Below are 20,935 nucleotides of genomic sequence, written 5' to 3'. Positions count from 1 at the left end.
CCCCGCCGGAGCTGTTGTCCGGCGGGGCGTCGGCGTCCCCCCAGGAGGAGGAGGAGGAGGTGCGGCATGACGGTGGAGGGCGGGGCGGACCTCGCTCTGGTGCAGCGGCTCGACGAGCTCGTCGAGCTGGTCGAGGTGCTGGGGACGACGGCGTACGTGCGGGTCAGCGCAGGCCCCGAGGCGGACGCCGGCAGCCCCAGCACGGACGGCGAGAGCGGGGCGACGCTGCCCGGGCTGAGCGTGAACCGGCTGAGCCCGGAGCCCTGGTGGCAGCGCCCGGTGCGCCAGTGGGTCGCGCGGCAGATCTGCCAGTACGTGCACCTGGCCGGCGGCGAGCGGTACCCGTGGGTGCTGACGGGCCGGGAGGTCGGCCGGGGGCCGGACAGCGAGCCGCTCGTGACCGACGTGCACCCCGTCGCGCGGCTGGCACCCCCGCTGGTGGAGGAGGCGGTGCGCGAGTACCACGCGGCCCTCGACGCCGGACGGATGCCCGGCTGACCCTGCCGGTGGCGCGCGCCGGACGGTAGTGTCCGCGGCGTCGCGTCGATGGAGGGCACCGTGCAGCAGAGCGTCGTGGAGCGGCTGGGCGCGGGCCTGGCCGCTCCCGCCGAGTTCGGGCGCGAGGCGCTGGTCGTGTGCGACGCGGTGGTGCGGATCTTCCGCTCGGGCGGGGTCGAGGTGCAGGCGCTGCAGGGCCTGGACCTGCTGGTCGAGGCGGGCGAGATGATCGCCGTCGTCGGGGCGTCCGGTTCCGGCAAGTCCACGCTCCTGCGCATCCTGGCGGCCGCCGACGCGCCCAGCGCCGGGCGGGTGCGCGTCGGCCCCTGGGACCTCGGGGCGCTGAGCGCCGCCGACCGTGTCGCGTACCGGCGGACCGTCGTGGGCTCGATCCGCCAGCAGACCGCGCGGAACCTCGTGCCGTACCTCACCGCCCGGCAGAACGTCGCGCTCCCGCTGACCCTCGCCGGCCGGTCGCGGCGCGCCGCCCGGACCCGCGTCACCGACCTGCTGGAGCTCGTGGGGCTCGCGGACGCCGCGGAGCGCCGGCCCGGGGAGCTGTCCGGCGGCGAGCAGCAGCGCGTCGCCATCGCGGTGGCGCTGGCCAACGCCCCGCGGCTGCTCCTGGCGGACGAACCCACCGGCGAGCTCGACACCGCCACGGGGCAGCAGGTGTTCGACGCGCTGCGCGCCGCCCGGCGCGAGACCGGCACGACGGTCGTCGTCGTCACCCACGACCCCGCGGTCAGCGGGCAGGTGGAGCGCACGGTGGCGATCCGCGACGGTCGCACCAGCAGCGAGGTCCTGCGGCGCGAGCACGTCGCCGAGGACGGCGTGCGGGGGGTCGTCGCCGAGGAGTACGCGGTGATGGACCGCGCCGGCCGGGTCCAGGTGCCGCGGGAGTACCGGGAGGCCCTGGACCTGACCCGCCGCGTGCGGCTGGCCCTGGAGGCGGACCGGGTCGAGGTGCGGCCCGACGGGTCCGGCCGCCGCGACCGCGACCACCGCGACATCGCCGCCGCGCCCACGGCCCCGGCGGAGCGCCGTCCCCGCGACGGCCGCCGCCGCAGCCGGCGGGGTGCCGCGTGACGGCACCGCTGGTCCGCGTGCGCGGCGTGACGCGCACCTTCGGGTCGGGACGGTCCGCGGTGCACGCCCTGCGCGGCGTCGACCTCGACGTCGCCCCCGGAGAGCTCGTGGCGCTGGTCGGCCGGTCCGGCTCCGGCAAGACGACCCTGCTGAACGTCGTCGGCGGCCTGGACCGCCCCGACGCGGGGACGGTGCACGTCGACGGCACGGACGTCACGACGCTGGACCGCGCCGGCCAGGTGCGCCTGCGCCGGGACGTGCTGGCGTTCGTGTTCCAGACGTTCGGCCTGGTGCCCGTGCTCAGCGCCGCCGAGAACGTCGCCGTCCCGCTGCGGCTGCGGTCCCTGCCCGTGGCCGACCGGGAGCGCCGCGTCGCGCTGCTGCTCCGGCTCGTCGGCCTCGAGCACCACGCCGGCCTGCGCCCCGACGAGCTGTCCGGCGGGCAGCAGCAGCGCGTCGCCATCGCCCGCGCGCTGGCCGGCTCGCCGCGGCTGCTGATCGCGGACGAGCCGACCGGTCAGCTCGACACGGAGACGGGGCTGGCGGTCATGGCGCTCATCCGCGGGGTGGTCGAGGCGGAGGGGATGGCCGCGGTCGTGTCGACGCACGACCCGGTGATGATCGACCTCGCCGACCGGGCCGTGCGCCTGGTCGACGGGCACGTGCTGCCCGCATGAGCACGGCGTGGGCGGCCGCCGCCCCGGGCACGGTGCTGCGGCGCGCCCGGTCCCAGCGCGGGGTGCTGCTCGCCGTGACGGCGACGGCGCTGGTGGCGCTCACGGTGCTGGCGACGTGCGGCCTGCTGCTGACCGCCGGGCGCCGCGACGCCCTCGACGCGGCACTGGCCGAGGCCGCGTCGGGCCGCACCGACGTGGTCGCGCGCCTGGCGCCGGCGCCGCAGGAGTCGGACCCGGTGGCCGCCGCCGGGCTCGCCGCCGACGCCGGCGCGGTCGTCGCGGACGTCCTCGCGCCGCTGCCGGCGCGCACGTCGACCTGGACGGAGTCGCCGTTGCTCGCGCTGCCGGGCACGGTGGCCGGCGCCGAGGGCGAGCCGGCGTTCGCGTACCTGGCGGACGCGCCGGGGGTGCAGGACGTGGCGCGGCTGGTCGACGGCGCGTGGCCCGCCGCGGCCGGGGAGCCCTGGCAGGTGGCGGTCCCCGCGACCACCGCGCAGGCCCTGGGGCTGCGGGTCGGCGACACGCTGACCCTCGCCGCCTCGGCGGACTCCGGCCCGGGCGCCGTGGCCGCGACCACGGTGCGGGTGACCGGGGTGTTCGTCCCGGACGCCCCGGTCGGTGGCACGTCGCCGTGGGACCGCGACCTGCTGGGCGGCGCGGGCGTGGACCCGGACCACGACCGCCCCGGCACGTCCGGCCGGCGGCAGTCGCCCGCGGCCGGGCCGTTCGTGCTCCCGGAGGGGTCCCTGGCGGCGCCCGGGCCGGCGGCAGGCGCGCCATCCGGCCCGGGGCCGGGCACGGGCGTCGGCGCGGTCAGCGTGCTCGCGCGGCCCGACGCCGTCGGCGCGTCGACCGCGGCCCTCGCGGACGTCGCCCGCAGCACCCCGCGGCTGCGCGCGCTGCTGTCCGAGCGGCTGGCCGAGCGCACGACGCGCGTCGTCGTGCGCACATCGCTGCCGGCGGAGCTCACCGCTGCGACCACGCAGCACCGCGTCACCGGCGCTGCCGTGCTCGTCGGCGGGCTGGTGTGCGCGGCGCTCTGCGGGGCGGCGCTGCTGCTGGCCGGGCGGCTGCTGGCCGTCCGGAGGTCGGCCGAGCGCGCCCTGCTCCTGGACCGCGGCGCCGCGGCCGGTCAGGTCGCGCTGCTCGCGGTGGTGGAGGCGGGCGCGCTCGTGCTCGTGGCGGCGGTCCTCGCCGTGCCGGCGGCGCTGGCTGCCTACCGCGCGCTCACGGCGCTGCCCGTGCTGGCCGACGCCGGGCTTCGGCCGGCCGACGCGCCGACCGGGGCCCTGCTGGGCACCGTGGCGTGCGGCGCCGTGGCGCTCGGCGTCGCCCTCGTCGCGCCCGCCACCCGCACCCCGGGCGGCCGGCGGGGTGCCGCGCGGGCGGGGCGGCGGTTCGCCCGGTCCGGGGGCGACGTGCTCCTGCTGGCCCTGGCGGTGCTCGCCGGACTCCGGCTGCGCGCCGCTGACGGCTTGAGCGATGCGGTGCGGGTGCTCGCGCCGGTGCTGGCCCTCCTCGCGGTGTCCGCCCTCGGGCTGCGGCTGCTCCCGCTGCTGGCCCGCGGGGCGGAACGCCGGGCGCGGGGGTCGCGGGGCTTCGTGCTGCCGGTCGCGGCGGTGGACGTCGCCCGGCGCCCCCGCGCGGCGACCGCCCTGCTGCTCACCGTCCTGGCCACCGCCGGCGCCACGTTCGGTGCGTCCTGGGCGGCGACGTGGGACCGGTCGCAGCAGGAGCAGGCCGACGCGGGGGTGGCGGCCGCGGTGGTCGCCGCCGACCTCCCCGGGACGCTGCTCGACCAGGGCGCGCTCGCGCGGTCCGCCGACGGGTCCGCACTGCCCGCCACGGACCGCGCCACCGCGCTCGGCACGCTGGTCGGCGCCGGGTCGGGGGAGGCCGCGACCCGGCTGGTCGCCGTCGACACCACGGCCGCCGAGCTGACGGGACGCCTGCCGGCGGGCGGGACCTGGGCCGGGCTCACCGCGGGACTCGCGCCGCAGACACCGGCCGACGCGGTCCCCGTGCTCCGGGACGCCGGCGGCGTGCCCCTGGAGGTGACGGGGTCCGCGAGCGGTGCGGTCCCGCTGTCCGTCACCCCGACCGTGGTGCTGGACGACGGGCACGGCGCACGCGTCGCGGCCGCCGGCGACCCGGTCCCGCTGGACGGCGTCACCCACCCGCTGCACGCGGTGCTGCCGGGCGGGAGCGACGCCCCGGGCACGGTGCACGTCGTGGCGGTGCTGCTGCGCGTGACCGCGGACGTGCCACCCGGCGACGACGGAGCTGCGCCCGCGGACGCGACGGTGACCGTGTCCTGGCGGCCGGCTCCCGGGTCCGGCGACGGGCCCGCCGGCTGGTCCGGTGTCCCGACGACGGAGGCGTCGGAGACGCTCGAGGCCGTGGCGGCCGACGTCGACGCGGCAGGCGTCACCGCGTCGACCACGGTGGACGTCACCCGCGCGGGGCTCGTACCCGCCGACCTCGTGGTCTCCGGCCTCGGGCGCCCCGGCTCGCTGCCGGTCCTCGTCAGCGCCGACCTCGCGCGTGCCGCGTCGCTCGAGGTCGGCGACGCGCTCGACGTCCTCGCGGGCACCGCGACGCTGCCGGCGCGGGTCGCGGGCGTCGCGCCGTACGTGCCGGGGGTCCCGCGCGGTCCGGCGCTGCTCGCCGACCTCGACGCCCTGTCCCGCGCCGCGCTCACCCAGGCCGACGCGTCCGCGCTCGTCGACCGCTGGTGGCTCGACGGGACGCGCCCGGCGGCCGCGGCCGCCGCGCTCCGGGACGCGGGAGCGACCGTCACGGTGCGCGCGGAGGTCGCCGCGGACCTGCGGGACGGCCCGCTGCGGGTCGGGGTGCTCGCGGCCCTCGGGCTCCTGGTGACCGCCGCGGTGGCCCTCGCACTGGTGGGCGCGGTCCTGCACGCCGCCGGGACGGCCGACGACCGGGGCCCGGAGGTGGCGCGGCTCCTGGCGCTCGGGGCGTCGCCGCGGTCCGTGGTCGGGGTGCACCTCGTCCAGCACGCGGCGGTGGACCTGCTGGCCGTCGCCACCGGGGCGTGCGCGGGAGCGGTGGTCGCCCGCGCGCTGGCCCCCGCCCTCACGGTGTCGGACACCGGTGCGGCACCCGTCCCCGGCGCGCTGCCCGTCTGGCCGTGGCCGGTGGAGGCCGGCCTGCTCGCGGTCGTGCTGGTCGGGTCGACGGTGGTGGTGCTCCCGGTCGTGCTCGGCCTCGTGCGCCGGGCGGCCGCGGCGCACCTGCGGCTCGGGGACGTCGAGTGACCGGCCGGCACCGTCGGAGGCCGGCGTCCGGCGCGCGCGGACCGGTGTCCGGGCTCGACCTGGTGACGCTGCCGCACCGCGCGGCGGCGCACGCCGGGCCGCTCGCGCTCGTCGCCGTGCTGGTCGCGATCGCCACCGCGCTCGGGTCCGCCGCCCCGCGTGGGGTCGCCCGGGTGGCGGACGACGCCGTCGCGTCCGCGGTCGAGCGGGCGGGCAGCCGCGCGGACGTCGTCGTCACCGCCGCGACCGGCTACGAGGACACCGCCAGCGCCACGAACCCTGACGCGGCGTCGGACGCGGCGACCGCCGCCAGCCAGCTCGAGGCGGGCCTGCACGCGCGCCTCGGCGACGTGCTGGCGCCGCCGGTCGCCGTCACCGCGTCCGTGCCGCTCGCGCTGAGCGGGCCGAGCACGTCGGGGGCGACGGCCACCGGGTCCACCACGGTCCGCCTCGCGTGGGCGCACGGCGCCGGTGACGTCCGGTGGACCGCCGGCACCGCCCCGCAGGACCAGGACGACGCCGTGCAGGTCGGGCTGTCGGAGGCCGTCGCCGAGGCCCTGGACGCCGGCGCGGGCAGCACGCTCCTGGCCAGCGACGCCGACGGCCGCACCGTCACGCTCGCGGTCAGCGGGGTGTTCCGTGCGCCGGAGCCGGACGACCCGCGGTGGACCGACCTGCGCGACCTCCTGGCACCCACGACCGCCGTCGTGGGACCGGCGACCAGCACGGCGGTCGCGGCGCTGCTGTCGGACGCGTCCCTGCCCGGCGCGCTGGCGGCGCTCGACCCCCGGACCGTGGTCCGCACCGTGCGGTTCGCGCCGGTGCCCGCACGGATCGGCACCGCGGAGGCCCGGCTCGCGCTGAGCGAGCTGCCCGCGGTGCAGGCCGCGCCGGTGGTGCTCGGCTACGCCGCCGCGCGCGCGAGCGTCCACACCGACCTGGACGGGACGCTGGCCGCGGCCCTCGCGGACGTCGACGACGCGCGCGACGCGACCGCCGGCCTGGTCATCGGGACCGCGACGGTCACCGCGCTGCTGCTCGCCCTCACGGCCGGCCTCCTGGCGCGGCGACGCACCGACGACCTCGCCGCGCGGCGCACCCGCGGCGCCACGCTGCCCGCGCTCACCGTGGAGCACACCGTCGAGGCGGTCGTCGTCGCCGTCGTGGGCGGGGTCGCGGGCGTGCTGGTCGCGCGCCTGCTGGTGCCCGGCCCCCTCGTGCTGACGCAGGCGCTGCCCGTCGCCGCCGTGGCGGCCGTGACCCTGCCCGTCGCCGTGCTGCACCGGGTCCGGTCCGCCGCCGACCCGGTGCCGCGCCGGTCGGACGACGGCAGTGCAGGCGGCGGTCCGCGCGACGGGAGCGGCGCGCGGCGCACAGCGGCGGAGCTGGCCCTCGTCGTGCTGGCGGCCGGGGCGCTCGTCGCGCTGCGGGGCCGCGAGCCGGGTGGCGCCCCGGACCCGCTGGCCTCCGCCGCGCCCGTGGCGACCGCCGCCGTGGGGGCGCTGGTCGTGGCGCGGCTGCTGCCCCTGGCGCTGCGGCGGCTCGCCCCGGCGGTGCGGCGGGCCCGCGGCGCCGTGCCGGTGCTCGCGCTCGCCCGCGCCCGGTCGGACGGCCCGGGCGCGCTGCCGCTCCTCGCGCTCGCGACGGCGGCCGCCCTGGTCGTGGTCGCCGCGTCCGGGGCGCAGCGCGTGGGACGGGACCAGCAGGTCGCCGCCCTGGAGTCCGTGGGTGCCGACGTCCTCGTGCACGGTGCACCCGACGCCGGACTGGCGGCGTCCGCCGACGCGTGGTCCCGCGCGGCGGGCGTCACCGCCGTCGTGGCGGGGAGCGTCGCGGACGACGTGCCCGCCGTGACGGACGCCGGCCGCACGCGGGTGCGCCTCGTCGCGGCGGACCCGGCCGCGCTCCGGCGCCTCGCGGCGGTCACCGGCGGCCCGGCGACCGCGACGACGGACCGGGGAACGGGCGCGCCCGGGGCCACCGGCGCCGCCGTCGAGGTCACGTGGGCCGGGGAGGACCGCACCGTGCACCCGCTGACCGGCGTCCCGGCGCCCGGCTGGGGCGCCGTCGCGGGTCCGGCGGGGGAGCGCGCAGTGCTCGTCGTCGACGTCGCGGAGCTCGGCGGCGTCGAGCAGGCCGCACCGGACACGGTGTGGCTGGCCGGGCCCGGGGCAGCGGCGGCGGTGCGCGCGCAGCCGGCGGACGGCGAGGTGCTGGTCGTGCAGCGGTCCGCCGTCCTCGCCGGGCTCGCGTCGGAGGTGCTGCCGCGCGCGCTGGTCGTCGCCGGCCGGGCGACGGCGGTGCTGCTGCTCGTGCTCGTCGGGCTCGCGGTGCTGGTCTCGGCCGCCCGCGGGGGTCCGGGACGCCGGCGGGCGCTCGACACCCTGCGCACCGTCGGCCTGACCGACCGGGAGGCGGCCGCCGTGGCGGCGGGCGAGGTGCTGCCGGGCGTCCTGGTCGCGACCCTGGCCGGGGCCCTCGTCGGCGCGGGCGTGTCGGCCCTCGTCGCGGGTCGCGGCACCGGCGCGGCACCGGACGTCGCGTGGGCGTGGGCCGCGCTGCCGGTGGCCGTGGGGACCGCTGCCGCGCTGGTCGTCGTCGCCGTCGAGCAGGTCCGGGGCGGGACGCACCGGCTGGGCGACGTGCTGCGCGCGTCCGGCTGACCGCCGCCGCCGCACGGCTCCGTCGCCACCTACTCGCCCACCCGGGCACCACTCAACGGTCCCGGTCCCACCACCCAGGCCCCACTCAGAGGGTGCCCCACGAGCACCCCACATCGGCACCGGCCACCACTCAGCCCGCGCGTGGCGACCACGATGGACGGCGACCCCGCGGCCGCTGGACGGCCCCACCCCCTGCCCACCCGGGAGCGTCCCATGAGAGCACTGCTCGGCACGTCGCCCGTCCTGGCCGGCTCCGCCGCCCCGCTCACGCAAGCCCGCCTGCTCGCGGCCCTGCTCGCGCGGCCGATGCCGGGCGAGGAGCTGGACCGGTGGGTGCGGCGGAACGACGGCGCGGGTGCCGTCGACGCGCTGCTCGCGGCGGGCTCGGTCCGGCGCACCGCCGGGGGCGGCCTCGCGCTCGACGGCCGCCGCCGGAGCACGGCGCTGGACGCGCTGGCCCGCGACCTCCGGCTCTGACCGCAGGTCCGGCCGCCCGGCAGCGGCTGGCGGGGTGGGCTGGCACTCGGGACCCGTTCCGACGGACACTGGGGTCGACCCCGCCCCTTCCGTGACCAGGAGCACCGCCGTGACCTCGCGCCCGCAGCACGCCCGGGGACGGGTCGCGGGCGCGCACCGGAGGCGCCAGGGCGCGCCGCGCGCCGTCGCCCGGGCCGGTCAGGTCGCCTCCACGGTGGCCGTCGGCGTCCTGGCCGTCGGGTTCGCGCTGCAGGGTGCCCCGGCGGACGAGCCCGACCGCCCGGCGGCGGCCTCGGCCGTCGAGGCCCCGGTCGCCGCGGCGCCTGCCGGCCCCGGACCGACGCGGTCGTCCGAGCCCTCGGTGAGCCTGGGACCCGTGCCGCAGCCCACGGGGGCCGTCGACCCGGCGCAGGACCGCCTCGCGGGTCCCGCGCCCGCGCTCGTCGTGCCGAGCGCGCCCGCCACGACGCTCACGCCGCCCGCCGTCGTGGGGCTCGACCTGACGCAGCAGTCGACGTCGGACCCGGCGAGCCCCTGGGTCGTCGTCAACAAGGCGCTCCCGCTGGCACCGGCGGAGTACGCCCCGGCGGACCTGGTCGCCGTCGCGGGGTACGAGGTGCGGGCCGCCCTGCAGGACCCGCTGAGCCGCATGCTCGCCGCCGCCGCGGCCGACGGCGTCCGGCTGGAGCTGCGCAGCGGCTTCCGCTCCTACGCGTACCAGGGCGCCGTCCACGCCGACTGGGCGGCGCGGATCGGGCAGCCGCGCGCCGACGAGGTCTCCGCCCGGCCCGGGCACAGCGAGCACCAGACGGGCCTCGCGGTCGACGTGGGCAGCGGCACCCGCCCCGACTGCGACTTCCAGGCGTGCTTCGACCAGACCCCCGAGGGGCAGTGGGTCGCGGCGCGAGCGACGGAGTTCGGGTTCCTCGTCCGGTACACGGCGGCGAACCAGGCCGTCACCGGCTACGCGCCCGAGGGGTGGCACCTGCGCTACGTCGGCACGGACGTGGTCGCCGAGATGCAGCGGCGGGGCGTGACGACGCTCGAGGAGCTGTTCGGCCTGCCCGGCGGCCCCAGCTACCCCTGAGGCTCCTGCGTCGCCTGCGCCCGGGGCGACCCCGGGGTGCTCGTCCCCGCCCCGCCGCTGCGCAGCCACTGGGAGTCGTCGTTGACGTAGGCGTAGTACAGCCCGATCAGGAGCCCGCCACCGATGAAGTTGCCCACCAGCGCGATGCCGACGTTGCCCGCGGCGGCCGCCAGGTCCAACCCCTCGCGCAGGCCGACGATCGAGAACAGCACCGTGTTGGCGACGGAGTGCTCCAGCCCGATGAACGCGAAGATGAACACCGACGTGATCATCACGAGGCACTTGGTCACGTCGTCCTTGATGAGGCCGTTGTAGACCAGCAGCATCGCCACGTTGATGCAGAAGTTGCACAGCACCGCCCGGATCAGCAGGTCCACCCAGCCGGCCGGGCCGTCCGTGACGTACGCGAGCTTGTGCGCGACGGAGTCGACCATCTCGTCCAGCGGCGCCCCCTCGACCAGGGTGGAGAACCGCAGCAGCACCGCGACGAACAGCCCGCCCAGCAGGTTGCCGAGGTAGCACAGGCCCAGCAGCCGCAGGGCCCGTGCCCACGAGGTGCGACGGTGGTAGGCGCCGATCGAGACGATCATCATGTTCGAGGTGAGCAGCTCGGACCGCGAGTAGTAGATGAACACCAGTGCCCAGCCGAACGCGACGGCACCGATGAGCCGCCCGAACGGGCGCAGGCTGGAGTCCCCGACCTCCACGGCCGAGAAGGCGGCGAGCACCGCGTAGAACGTCGCGTACAGCAGCCCGATCAGCACGCCCGCCATCGCGGCCCGCTGCAGGTACCGGCGCGCGAGGCCGCCGGACATCGTCGTCTTCGTCTCCAGGACCTCGAGCGCGGTGCTGATGAACTGCTTGCCCGGGAAGAGGGACTGCGGGTCGGGGGTGCTCACGCCGGACACCGTGCCACAGGTCCGGGTGAAGAGCGCGTGCCGGGCTCATCTGCGCTGGTCCACGGCCCGATGAGGTGATCGACCCCGCGACGGACCGCGGGCGAGGAACGAAGGACCATGGCGGCCGACGCGATCGAGACGGGCACCGCTGCACCCACCGACTGGGAGGCGGCCGTGGACCGGCTCGCCCTGCTGGCCGACTCCGACGCCGAGGCGTGCGTCCGCCGCGCGGAGCAGCTGCTCCCGCTGGCCGTGGCCCAGCGCGCGGCCGGTGCGGAGATGCGCCTGAGCTACCACGCGGCCGTCGCCTACCACGCCCTCGGCCACGACCGGCGCGCCCTCGACCACGCCCGGCGGGCCGAGCACCTGGCGCGGGAGCGCGGCGCCCTGGTGTGGGAGTCGCGGGCGCTGTCCCGGCAGGGCGTCGTCCACCACGACCTCGGGCACGTCGAGGACGCCGTCGACCTGCTCACGCGGGCCGCCGAGCTGCGGCGGGAGGCCGACGACGTGGCGGGCACCGCCGACGTCCTCACCGTGCTCGGCTCCGTCTACACCGCGATGCCGCACTTCGCCCCGCAGGCCGCGGGGGTGCTCACGCAGGCGCGGCGGCTGTGGCTGCAGGCGGGAGACCCGGACCGCGCCTCGATCGCGCTGGCGAACCTCGCGCGGACGTTCGTCGAGACGAGCCGCCGCCTCGCGGCCGACAACCCCCGCGGCGCCCGGGCGTCGGCGCGGCGCGCGCTCGCGCTGGCCCTGGAGGCCGTGGACGAGGCCGACGCGGCGGGGCTCAGCCGCACCGCGCTGGACGCCCGGTTCACCGCGGCGGTCGCGCACGCCCTGGCCGGGGACACCGGCGCCTGCTGGACCGTGCTCGACGCGGCCGCGCTGATGCTGGCACGGTTCCCGTCGACCGGTCAGCAGCTGACCCTGCACCGCATCCGCGCCGTCCTGCTGGCCACGTCGGGCGGCTTCGAGGAGGCCGTCGCGGAGGCGCGCGCCGGGATGGTGCTGTGCGACGGGCTGCGACGGCCGGCGGAGCGGATGGAGCTGCTGCGGGTGCTGGCGGACGCCCACGAGGCGCTGGGCGACCCGGTCGCGGCCCTCGCCGCCCTGCGGGAGCTGCACGACCTGACGTCGCGGCTCGGGGACGCGCAGGCGGAGCGCCGGGCCGCGCTGCTGGGGGCACGGATGGAGGTGGAGCAGGCGGAGCGCCAGGCGGAGGCGGAGCGCCGGCGGTCGGAGGCGCTGGAGGAGAGCAACGCCCGGCTCGCGCACGAGGCGGCGCACGACGCCCTCACGGGGCTCGCGAACCGCCGCACGCTCGACGTCGAGCTCGAGCGCTGGTCCGTCGAGCGCCCGACGTTCGCGGTCGCCCTGCTCGACATCGACCACTTCAAGCACGTGAACGACACCTGGTCGCACCAGGTGGGGGACGCCGTCCTGGTCCGGGTGGCCGACGCCCTGCAGTGGGCCCTGCGGCGCGACGACCTGGCCGCGCGCTACGGCGGCGAGGAGTTCGCGGTGCTGCTGGCGGGCGTGGGCGCGCCGACCACCGCGGACGTCTGCGAGCGGCTGCGGGCCACGGTGGCCGGGCTGCTCTGGGACGACCTGATGCCGGGTCGCGGGCTGACGGTCAGCATCGGCGTGGCGGTCCGGCAGCCCGGGGAGCCGGTGGCCGGCGCGCTGGCGCGGGCGGACGCGGCGCTCTACCGCGCGAAGGCGGACGGCCGCGACCGCGTCTGCGTGGCGGGCCCGACGGCCTGACGACGGGCGCGCCGCGCCCGGGCGCCGCAGACTGCGGGGCATGGAGCAGCGGGACATCGTGGTGACCGGCGGTGCCGGGCGGATCGGCGGCTACCTCCGCTCGGCGGACGGGGGGCTGGCGGCGCGGGGGTGGCGCCTGCGCCTGGTGGACGCGGACCGGCCCGATCCCGCGCCGGGCCCGGGCGAGACGTTCACCGCCGCCGACCTCACCGACGAGGACGCGCTCGACCGGCTGGCTCCCGCGATGGCCGGCGCCGACGCGGTCGTGCACCTCGCCGGCATCCCGAGCGAGGACACGTGGACGCGCATCCGGCGCGCCAACATCGACGGCACGTACCGGGTCCTGGAGGCCGCCCGGCGGGCGGGTGTCCGCCGCGTCGTGCTGGCCAGCTCCAACCACGCGGTCGGCTACTACCCGACCGGGCAGGAGGCGCCGGTCGACCGCACACCCCGTCCCGACTCGTTCTACGGCGTCTCCAAGGTCGCGGGCGAGGCGCTGGGCAGCCTGTACGCCGACAAGTACGGGCTCGAGGTCGTGTCCCTGCGGATCGGCCTGTGCGACGAGCGGCCGCGGACGACGTTCGACCTGGGCATCTGGCTGAGCCCCGGCGACGCGGTGCGGCTGACCGACGCGGCGCTGCGCGGCGCGGTGGCGGGACCGACGATCGCGTACGGCATCTCCGGCAACACCCGGGCGTGGTGGGACCTGTCCACCGCGCGGGCGCTCGGGTACGTGCCGGAGGACGACGGCGAGGCGTTCGCCGACGACGTCGAGCCGTACGACGGCCCCGAGGGCGTGCTGGGGCACGCGATGGTGGCCGCCGACCCGCTGGCGTGACGCGCTGCGCGACCACTCAGCCCGTCAGCCCCGGCGTCGCCTGCTCCGCCACCGCTCAGCCCGCCTGCTCCGGGGCCGCCGGCTCCTGCGCCGCGGCGTCGCGCGCCGCCGCCTCGATCCGGGCCCGGTGCGCCGCCCAGGCGTCGGCGCCCCGGGCCGGCACGTTCGGGTCCTGCGGGCCGTTGCCCATCGCGCCGTCGATCGTCTCGCGCAGGATGTCGGCGTGGCCGGCGTGCCGGGCGGTCTCGGCGACCAGGTGCACGAGGATCCGCTGCAACGTCACGTCGGCGTTCTCCGGCCGCCACCACGGCACGTGGCCCGGGGCGTCGAGCGGCAGCGCCTCGATCGTGGCGTCCGCGTGCGCCGCGGAGAACGCGTGCAGCTCCCGCACGGACGCGAGCGACTCGTGCGCCGGGACCCACATGTCGGCCTCGGGCTCCGCGTCGTCCGCAAACCAGGGCAGGTCCCGCCCCGAGGGGCGCCCGAACACCACGCCGAGGTAGTCCAGCTGCACGCTCGCCACGTGCTTGACCAGCCCGGCGAGGTTGGTGCCGCTCGCCGTCATGGGGCGGCGGGCGTCGTACTCGCCCAGGCCGTCCAGCTTGGCCAGCAGGTCCTCGCGCTGCCGGCGCAGGTAGTGGTGCAGGGTCGCCTTGTCGTCCATGACGCGAGTCTGCCCGCCCCCACCGACACGCCGCCGCTAGCGTGACCTGCATGTCTCCCGTCACCGTCGACCACGACCAGCTGCTGCGCGACGCCCTGCCGGCGGTCCTCGCGCCGATCGGCGAGGTCGTGCACCTGGAGCCGCTCACCGGCGGACTGTTCGCGACCACCTACCGGGCGACGCTGCGCGACGGCACCCGCGTGGTCGCCAAGACGGCGCCGACGGACACGGACCGGCTGCTCACCTACGAGCGCGACCTGCTCCGCACCGAGGCCGAGGTCTACCGCCGTGCCGCGGACCGGCCCGACCTGCTGATGCCGCGGCTGCTGCTGACGGACTTCACGCGCACCGCGGTCCCGTCCGACGTCGTGGTCGCGAGCCACCTCGACGGCGTCCCGCTGACCGCGTTGGCCGAGGACGGCCGGCTCCCCGACGAGGTCCGGCAGCGGGTGCAGCCGCAGCTGGGCGCGCTCATGGCCCGCCTGCACACCGTTTCGGGGGAGCGGTTCGGCTACCCCAACGCCGACAGCGGCCTCGTCGGCGGCACCTGGCCCGAGGCGTTCGGCCGGATGGTCGAGGCGCTCCTGGTGGACGCCGGCCGGTGGGGCACGCAGGTCCCGGCGGACGAGGTCCGCGCGACGCTCCACCGGCACGAGGGTGCGCTGGCGGAGGTGGAGCGGCCGGTCCTCGTGCACACCGACCTCTGGGCGGGCAACCTCTTCGTCGACCCGGAGACGCTCGCGCTCACGGGCATCATCGACCCCGAGCGGGCGGTGTGGGGCGACCCGCTGCTGGAGCTCGCCGGCGCGGACCAGACGGGCCGGGGCCCGGTGCCCGCCGGGCTGCTCGCCGGGTACGCCGAGGCCGGGGGAGCGCTGGCGCTCGGCACCGCGTCGGGCGAGGTGCGGCTGCTGCTGGCGCGCCTGTACCTGGCGCTCGTGATGCTCGTCGAGATCGCGCCGCGCGGGTACACCGGCGCCGGGGCCGACGCGCACCGTGCGACCTGCGCGGGGAACCTCCGCGCGGCGCTGGACGCGCTGGCCTGACCCGCTGGCCCGGCCGGTAGCCCGACCTGCTGCCCGACTGCTGCCCGACCCGCTGGCCCGGCCCGCACGGGCGCGCCCGCGTGCGGGCGGCGGCGAGCCACCGGAGACTGGCCCCGTGACCGAGCGCGTGCACCTGCTGCGGGCGTTGGCGCGGGCCGTCGCCGACCAGGGCGCGGGGCCGGTCGCCGAGCGGATGTGCCGCGCGGCGGTCGAGCTGCTGGACGGGGACGGTGCGGCGCTGACGTGCTCGCCCACGGAGCCGACCCGGTTCACCGCGTGCGCGACGGACGAGCTCGCGGCCCGTCTGGACGAGGCCGAGGAGGTCGTCGGGGACGGCCCCGGCCTGCGCGCGTTCCGGGAGCGCCGGTCGGTCGGCGCGGTGCTCGGCCGCGGGGCCGCGTCCGGCGCCCCACCGGGCGGCAGCGGCGGCGGGGCAGACGTCGAGGACCTCCCGGCCTTCGAGGTCCTGGCGGGACAGGTCGCCCCCGGAGGGGTGCACGTGCGCGCGTGGCCGGTCCGCGCCTGGCCGTCCCCGTCGTGGCCGGAGCAGTCGTGGCCCGAGCAGTCGTGGCGGGCGCACGGCACGCCGGAACCCGTCGCGGTCCTCACCGTGCACGGGGTGCCCGCCCAGCGCGGGACCGACCTGGTCGCCGACGGGCAGGTCCTCGCGGACGCGCTCGCCCCGGTGCTGCTCGGCGCGGCGGCACTGGGTGCGAGCGACCGCGCGGACCTGCACCTCGCGGTCGGGATGGTCGTGGGGCAGACCGGGCTGCCCCCGGACGACGCGCACGCGCTGCTCCGGGGGCGCGCCTGGTCGCAGGACCAGCGGCTCGCCGACGTCGTGCGGCAGGTGCTCGACCGGCGGGTCACGTTCCCCCGGCCGGACGGCCCGGGCCGGCCCGCGGGCTGAGCGGGGGCGTCACCCCACCGGGCGACGCGGCAGGGCCCGCGGCCACGTCGTGGGCCGAACCGTGGTTCGCAGCGCCTCGCCCGTGCCACCATGGCCGTGCGTGCCGGCAGCGCACGCATCTGCAGCGGCCCTCGGCGAGGAGGCCCGCACCTGCTGCCGCTCAGGGGGCGTAGAGACATGGCCGAGGTGTGCGACGTGTGGCCGGGCACGGAACCGGCGAGGAGCGTGCAGGCGCTCCTGGACGACCTGGCGGAGATCGTGGCCGGTCGGACCGGGAGCGGCGTGGAGGCGTCCGCGTGGGCGAGGCGGCGCGGGACGGACTGGCTCATCACCAGCTCCGGCGAGCGGGCGGACCGGTGCGACGCGGTCGTCGTGGGGTCCGACGGGCCGTGGCGGGCGGTGCTGGACACGGCGGCCCCCGTGGTGGTGCCCGACCTGCGCGCGTCGCAGGAGTGGCACGCCTGGCGCCGCACCGCGCTGGGCGAGGGCTTCGGCTGCGTGGTCGCCGTGCCGGCCCCGCTGGCCCGGGGCGGCCACGCGGCGCTGTCGCTGTACCTGGACGAGCCCGGCAGCTGCGGGCCGGAGGTGGTGCGCCGCGTCGACGGGTTCGCCCAGCAGATCGCGTCGCTCATCGACCTGCACAGCACCATCCCGGCGCGCGAGCCGGTGCCCCCCGCGTCGGCCGCCAACCGGCGGACCCGCGCGTCGGTGCAGCACGCGGTCGGCGTCCTGATGGAGGTGCACGGCTGCGACGAGGGCGAGGCGCGGCGCGTGCTCGGCGCCCTCCAGCGCGCGCAGGGCCGGCCGCTCGACGTCGTCGCCGCGGCCGTCGTGGCGCGGACGGTCCACGAGGCCGGCGCCCGGCCGGTCCCCGCGGGGGACTGACCCGGTCCCCGCGGCCGACTGACCCGGTCCCCGCACCCGGGACCGTCGACCCAGGTCGCGCGGCGCACCGGGCCCTAGCGTCCTGGGCAGAGCCGGTGCGACGGCGCACCCGGCCGGAGCGCGACGCGGGAGGGCGCCATGCGGGCGCACGTGGTGTACGAGAGCATGTTCGGCAACAGCCAGGCGGTCGCCGAGGCGGTGGCGCGAGGGCTGCGCGCGGCGTCGCCGCACCTCACGGTCGAGGTGGTGAACGTCCTGGACGCCCCCGACGCCCTGCTCACCGACCTGCTCGTGGTCGGCGGTCCGACGCACGCGTTCTCGATGAGCCGGCCGCAGACCCGGTCCAGCCGGCAGGAGCACCTGACGACGCCGGAGGCCCGGGAGCGCGCGGAGGCCCTGCCGGGGGCGGACACCGGCCGCGGGGTGCGCGAGTGGCTCGACCAGCTGACCGGCCTCGACGGGGTCCCCGCGGCCACCTTCGACACGCGGGTGGACCGGCCGCTCCCGAAGCGCGCCGCCGCGGGCATGGCCAAGCGGCTGCGCGCCGCGGGGTGCAGCCTGGCCGCTCCGCCCGAGGGGTTCCACGTCACGGGTATGCACGGTCCGCTGGTCGACGGCGAGCTCGACCGGGCGGAGGCGTGGGCCGGGGAGGTCGCCCGCACGGCGCTGGCCGGCTGACCCGCGCGTACGCTGCGCGGGAGGGCACGGACGAGAAGGAGCGCAGCGGTGAAGGACGTCACGTCGACGCAGTTCTGGGTCAACGGCAGCCTGGTCCCCGAGGCCCGGGCCACCACCTCGGCCCGCGACCACGGCTTCGTGGTGGGCGACGGCGTGTTCGAGGCCGTGAAGATCGACCACGGCCGGATCTTCGCGCTGTCCCGGCACCTGGAGCGGATGGCGCGCTCGGCCGCGGGGATCGGCCTGACCGGGTTCGACGTCGAGACGGTGCGCCGGGCGGCGCACGAGGTGGTCGACGCGAACCGCGACCTGCTGACCAGCGCCTTCGACCTGCTGCGGATCACCTTCACCGGCGGGCCGGGTCTGCTCGGCAGCGGCCGGGTCGACGGTCCGCCGACGCTCGTGCTCGGCGTGACCCCGGGGCACGACCCGGACCTGGCGACGTCCGTGATCACCGTGCCGTACCGCCGCAACGACGTCGGCGCGCTCACGGGGCTGAAGACGACCTCCTACGGGGAGAACGTGCTCGCGCTCGCCCAGGCCCACGCCGCGGGCGCCAGCGAGGCGGTGTTCGCGAACACCCGCGGGCAGCTCTGCGAGGGCACCGGGACCAACGTGTTCGTCGTCCGGGACGGCGAGCTGCTGACGCCGCCCCTGTCGTCCGGCTGCCTCGCCGGAGTCACCCGGGCGCTCGTGCTCGAGTGGTACGGCGGCCGCGAGGCGGACCTGCCGTACGACGCGCTGACCACGTCCGACGAGGTGTTCCTCACGTCGACCGGCCGCGACGTGCAGCCGGTGGTCGCGGTCGACGGCGTGCCGGTCGGCGGGGGCGCACCCGGCCCCGTCACCCGGGCCGCGGCCGCGGTCTTCGCCGAGCGGCAGCGGGAGCGCACCGACCCCTGAGCGCCAGGCCGGCCGCCCCGCTCACACGCGGTGCAGCACCGCCGCGAGCAGGGCGGCCCGCTCGGCGATCGACCCCAGCAGTACGTGCTCGGTCGCCGCGTGCGCACCGCCGCCGCGCGGCCCGAAGCCGTCGAGCGTCGGCACCCCGGCCGCCGCGGTGAGGTTGGTGTCCGCGGCGCCCGGTGCCGGACCGCCGGTGACCCGCTGGCCGATCGCCCGGGCCGCCGCCGTGACGTCCGCGAGCAGGCGGTCGGACGCCGGGCCGGGCTCCCACGGGGGCCGGTGGGACAGCACCCGGGCGCTCACCCGTGCGCCGGTCCGGAGCGGCTCCGGCGCCGTGAGGCCGGCGAGCACCGCGCGCTCGGACGCCGCGGTCACGAACCGCAGCCCCAGGTCGGCGTGCGCGTGCTCCGCGACGACGTTGGTGCGACCGCCGCCCTGCAGGGTCCCGACGTTGACCAGCACGGACGGGTGTCCCGCGAGGTACCGGCGGGCGGCGAGGAGCTGGTCCACCAGCTCGTCGGTGGCGGACACGCCAGCCCCCGGGTCGACCGCGGCGTGCGCGGCCCGGCCCGCGACCTCGAGGCGCAGCCGGGTGGACCCCCGGCGGGCGGTCTTGAGCCCGCCGTCCGGGGTCGGCGCCTCGAGCCCGAGCGCGTACGCCGCACCGGCAGCCGTCGCGCGGACCAGGTCGGCCGACGCGGGGGAACCGACCTCCTCGTCGGGGGTGACGAGCAGCCGCACGGGACGGTGGTCGAGCCCCAGCCCGCGGAGCAGCGCCGCGGCGGACAGCGCGACGACGATGCCGGCCTTCATGTCGTAGGTGCCGGGCCCGTGCAGCACGCCGTCGCCGTCCCGCCGGACGGGGACCGTGCCGGCCGGGTGCACGGTGTCGTGGTGCGCGAGCAGCACCGCGGGGGAGTCGCCCGCCCGCGCGCCGCGGCCGGGGAGCTCGAGGCGGACAGCGTCGGCGGTCGACGGCGCCGTCGGCACCCGCCCGCCGGCCAGGCTCGTCGCCGCGCCGTCCGCGACGACCAGGTCCGCGAGGGCGTCGAGCGCGGCCACGTCGCCCGTCGGGGTCTCCAGCGCCACGTAGCGCAGCAGGCGCTCGACGTCGGTGGGCAGCCGGTCCCGCGCGGCGCGCGGGAGCGCCGCGAGCCCGGCGATCCCGTCACCGACGGAGGGGCGGTCGCTCACGCACCGGACGCTAGGCCCGCGGCCCGGTCCACGCGACCCGGTCCCGGCGGCGGCTCGCCCCGCGGGGCTCAGCCCCCCGCGAGCCCAGCGGCTCAGCCGCGCGACTCCGCCCCGAACCGTCGCAGGAGCGACTGCGCCGCCTCGGCGACCAGGCCGTGGTCGTGCGTGACGGCGAACTCGAACTCCCGCGCGCCGTCGGCGCGGTCGCCGGGAACGGTCCACGGGGTCGCGGCGACCTCCCGCCCGACGAGCGCGACGGACTCGTGAGCGCCGAGGACGACGACTGCCCACTCGCGCGCGAGCTGCTCGGTGGGGCCGACGGTCGCCCACCGCACCCCGTCCGGGACCGCGGCGGGCAGGCCGGTGCCGAGCGCGCCGACGAACGGCAGCCGCTGGGCGAGCCGGCCGTACCGGTCCGACGAGCGGCCGGTGAAGAACCGCTCGTCCTGGAACGCGCCGAGGAGGAGCGGCGGGACGCGGTGCGCGAGGGCGGCCTGCTCCAGCGTGCGGGACAGCGGCAGGAGCAGGTGCTTGGGCGCGAGCCGCACCGCCCGCCGGGAGGCGACGATCTCGTACGGGGTCGCGCTCCCGCCGAGCGGGGCGTGCGGCCGGGGCAGGCGCCCCCCGTGCCGCTCACCGGCCGGGAGCTCCCGCGAGGGCCGGCCGAGGTACCAGCCCTGGCCGAGGTCGGCGCCGAGGACCAGGGCGCGCGTCAGGTCCTCGCGCGTCTCGATGCCCTCCGCGACGACCCGCGCACCGGTGGCCTCGGCCCGCGCGCGGACCGCGCCGGCGACCGTGATGGTCTCCGGGTCCTCGAGCGTGCGCAGGAGCTGGAGGTCCAGCTTGATGATCTCGGGCGCGAGCAGCGGGATGAACGCCAGGGACTCGGGGACGGCGCCGACGTCGTCCAGGGCGATCGCGCAGCCCGCGGCGCGCAGGCGCCCCGCGGCGTCGAGCATGCCGGCGGGGTCGAGGGCGAGCGCCCGTTCCGTGATCTCGACGACCACGCGCACCTGCGGCCCCCGCTGGGCGAGCGTCGCCAGCACCAGGGGGAGGTGCCGGGACAGCGTGCGGGGCTCGATGTTGAGGAACAGCGTGTGCGAGGCACCGCCCGAGGCGGCCGCGGCGTCGGCCAGCGCCCGGGACATCGCCGCCTGCTCCAGCTCGCCCAGCAGGCCGTCGGCCTCGGCCGCGTCGAGCACGTCCAGCGGCGACGCCCACCCCGAGCCCTCAGGGGTGCGCAGCAGCGCCTCCCGCCCGAGCACCTCGCCCGTGGCGAGCTCGACCACCGGCTGGTACGCGCAGCTCACCCCGCCGGTGCGCAGCAGCTCCGGGACCGGGAGGCGGCGGGGGCGCTCCGGGGCGGACAGGAGGGTCACGAC

Annotated in this window: 18 protein-coding genes; 14 read left to right on the top strand and 4 right to left on the bottom strand. The window is 78.6% G+C overall.

Features of this window, described 5'->3' with window-relative positions:
* The first annotated feature begins 66 nt into the window (after positions 1-66).
* The 7 genes from KJP73_RS07245 to KJP73_RS07215 all read left to right on the top strand — a co-directional run bounded on the left by KJP73_RS07245 (position 67) and on the right by KJP73_RS07215 (position 9,769).
* A complete protein-coding gene (locus KJP73_RS07245; RefSeq protein ID WP_249669182.1) occupies positions 67-498 on the top strand; it encodes a DUF6098 family protein in 432 nt (143 codons plus the stop codon).
* Positions 499-558: 60 nt separating this feature from the next.
* Positions 559-1,587 (top strand): ABC transporter ATP-binding protein, encoded by a 1,029-nt coding sequence (locus KJP73_RS07240; RefSeq protein WP_249669181.1) that lies wholly within the window; start codon positions 559-561, stop codon positions 1,585-1,587.
* On the top strand, positions 1,584-2,264 hold the full coding sequence (locus KJP73_RS07235) for an ABC transporter ATP-binding protein (RefSeq protein ID WP_213282123.1): 681 nt from the start codon (positions 1,584-1,586) through the stop codon (positions 2,262-2,264). The genes KJP73_RS07240 and KJP73_RS07235 overlap by 4 nt, the downstream gene beginning before the upstream one ends.
* Positions 2,261-5,542, top strand: coding sequence for a hypothetical protein (locus tag KJP73_RS07230; protein WP_213282122.1), 3,282 nt, complete (start codon positions 2,261-2,263; stop codon positions 5,540-5,542). Before KJP73_RS07235 ends, KJP73_RS07230 begins: the two co-directional genes overlap by 4 nt.
* Before the next feature lie 44 nt (positions 5,543-5,586).
* Positions 5,587-8,205 (top strand): FtsX-like permease family protein, encoded by a 2,619-nt coding sequence (locus KJP73_RS07225; protein ID WP_213282121.1) that lies wholly within the window; start codon positions 5,587-5,589, stop codon positions 8,203-8,205.
* 213 nt (positions 8,206-8,418) lie between these two features.
* A complete protein-coding gene (locus KJP73_RS07220; RefSeq protein WP_213282120.1) occupies positions 8,419-8,682 on the top strand; it encodes a hypothetical protein in 264 nt (87 codons plus the stop codon).
* A 109-nt stretch (positions 8,683-8,791) separates the two neighbouring features.
* Complete coding sequence (locus tag KJP73_RS07215) at positions 8,792-9,769, top strand: M15 family metallopeptidase (RefSeq protein WP_213282119.1); 978 nt, start codon at positions 8,792-8,794, stop codon at positions 9,767-9,769.
* On the opposite strand, the gene KJP73_RS07210 is transcribed toward KJP73_RS07215, so the two are convergent.
* Entirely contained in the window at positions 9,760-10,668 is a 909-nt protein-coding gene (locus KJP73_RS07210; protein WP_213282118.1) for a formate/nitrite transporter family protein, read from the bottom strand. The two genes, KJP73_RS07215 and KJP73_RS07210, sit on opposite strands and share 10 nt — an antisense overlap.
* Before the next feature lie 117 nt (positions 10,669-10,785).
* Between KJP73_RS07210 and KJP73_RS07205 the strand changes: the two genes are divergently transcribed.
* Complete coding sequence (locus tag KJP73_RS07205; protein ID WP_213282117.1) at positions 10,786-12,432, top strand: GGDEF domain-containing protein; 1,647 nt, start codon at positions 10,786-10,788, stop codon at positions 12,430-12,432.
* Between the two features lie 40 nt (positions 12,433-12,472).
* Positions 12,473-13,270, top strand: coding sequence for an NAD-dependent epimerase/dehydratase family protein (locus KJP73_RS07200; protein WP_213282116.1), 798 nt, complete (start codon positions 12,473-12,475; stop codon positions 13,268-13,270).
* Between the two features lie 55 nt (positions 13,271-13,325).
* On the opposite strand, the gene KJP73_RS07195 is transcribed toward KJP73_RS07200, so the two are convergent.
* Positions 13,326-13,934: a DinB family protein gene (locus KJP73_RS07195; RefSeq protein WP_213282115.1), complete on the bottom strand. Its 609-nt coding sequence runs from the start codon at positions 13,932-13,934 to the stop codon at positions 13,326-13,328.
* A 50-nt stretch (positions 13,935-13,984) separates the two neighbouring features.
* On the opposite strand from KJP73_RS07195, the gene KJP73_RS07190 reads away from it, so the two are divergent.
* From KJP73_RS07190 to KJP73_RS07170, 5 genes are all read left to right on the top strand, one after another.
* On the top strand, positions 13,985-14,980 hold the full coding sequence (locus tag KJP73_RS07190; protein ID WP_213282114.1) for a phosphotransferase family protein: 996 nt from the start codon (positions 13,985-13,987) through the stop codon (positions 14,978-14,980).
* A gap of 115 nt (positions 14,981-15,095) precedes the next feature.
* On the top strand, positions 15,096-15,890 hold the full coding sequence (locus KJP73_RS07185; protein ID WP_213282113.1) for an ANTAR domain-containing protein: 795 nt from the start codon (positions 15,096-15,098) through the stop codon (positions 15,888-15,890).
* A gap of 177 nt (positions 15,891-16,067) precedes the next feature.
* Entirely contained in the window at positions 16,068-16,775 is a 708-nt protein-coding gene (locus KJP73_RS07180) for a GAF and ANTAR domain-containing protein (protein WP_213282112.1), read from the top strand.
* A gap of 138 nt (positions 16,776-16,913) precedes the next feature.
* Positions 16,914-17,453, top strand: coding sequence for a flavodoxin family protein (locus KJP73_RS07175; RefSeq protein WP_213282111.1), 540 nt, complete (start codon positions 16,914-16,916; stop codon positions 17,451-17,453).
* Positions 17,454-17,501: 48 nt separating this feature from the next.
* Positions 17,502-18,356, top strand: a complete 855-nt coding sequence (locus KJP73_RS07170; protein WP_213282110.1) for an aminotransferase class IV — start codon at positions 17,502-17,504, stop codon at positions 18,354-18,356.
* A 21-nt stretch (positions 18,357-18,377) separates the two neighbouring features.
* On the opposite strand, the gene KJP73_RS07165 is transcribed toward KJP73_RS07170, so the two are convergent.
* Both KJP73_RS07165 and KJP73_RS07160 read right to left on the bottom strand, forming a co-directional pair.
* Positions 18,378-19,553 carry a M20/M25/M40 family metallo-hydrolase gene (locus KJP73_RS07165; RefSeq protein WP_249669180.1) on the bottom strand — a complete coding sequence of 392 codons (1,176 nt, stop codon included), beginning with the start codon at positions 19,551-19,553 and terminating at the stop codon, positions 18,378-18,380.
* A 92-nt stretch (positions 19,554-19,645) separates the two neighbouring features.
* Positions 19,646-20,932 (bottom strand): sensor domain-containing phosphodiesterase, encoded by a 1,287-nt coding sequence (locus KJP73_RS07160; RefSeq protein ID WP_213282109.1) that lies wholly within the window; start codon positions 20,930-20,932, stop codon positions 19,646-19,648.
* Positions 20,933-20,935: the final 3 nt, after the last annotated feature.

This window comes from Cellulomonas hominis, from assembly GCF_901521055.1.
Lineage (GTDB): Bacteria > Actinomycetota > Actinomycetes > Actinomycetales > Cellulomonadaceae > Cellulomonas > Cellulomonas endometrii.
This window is presented reverse-complemented; position numbering and strand designations above follow the sequence as displayed.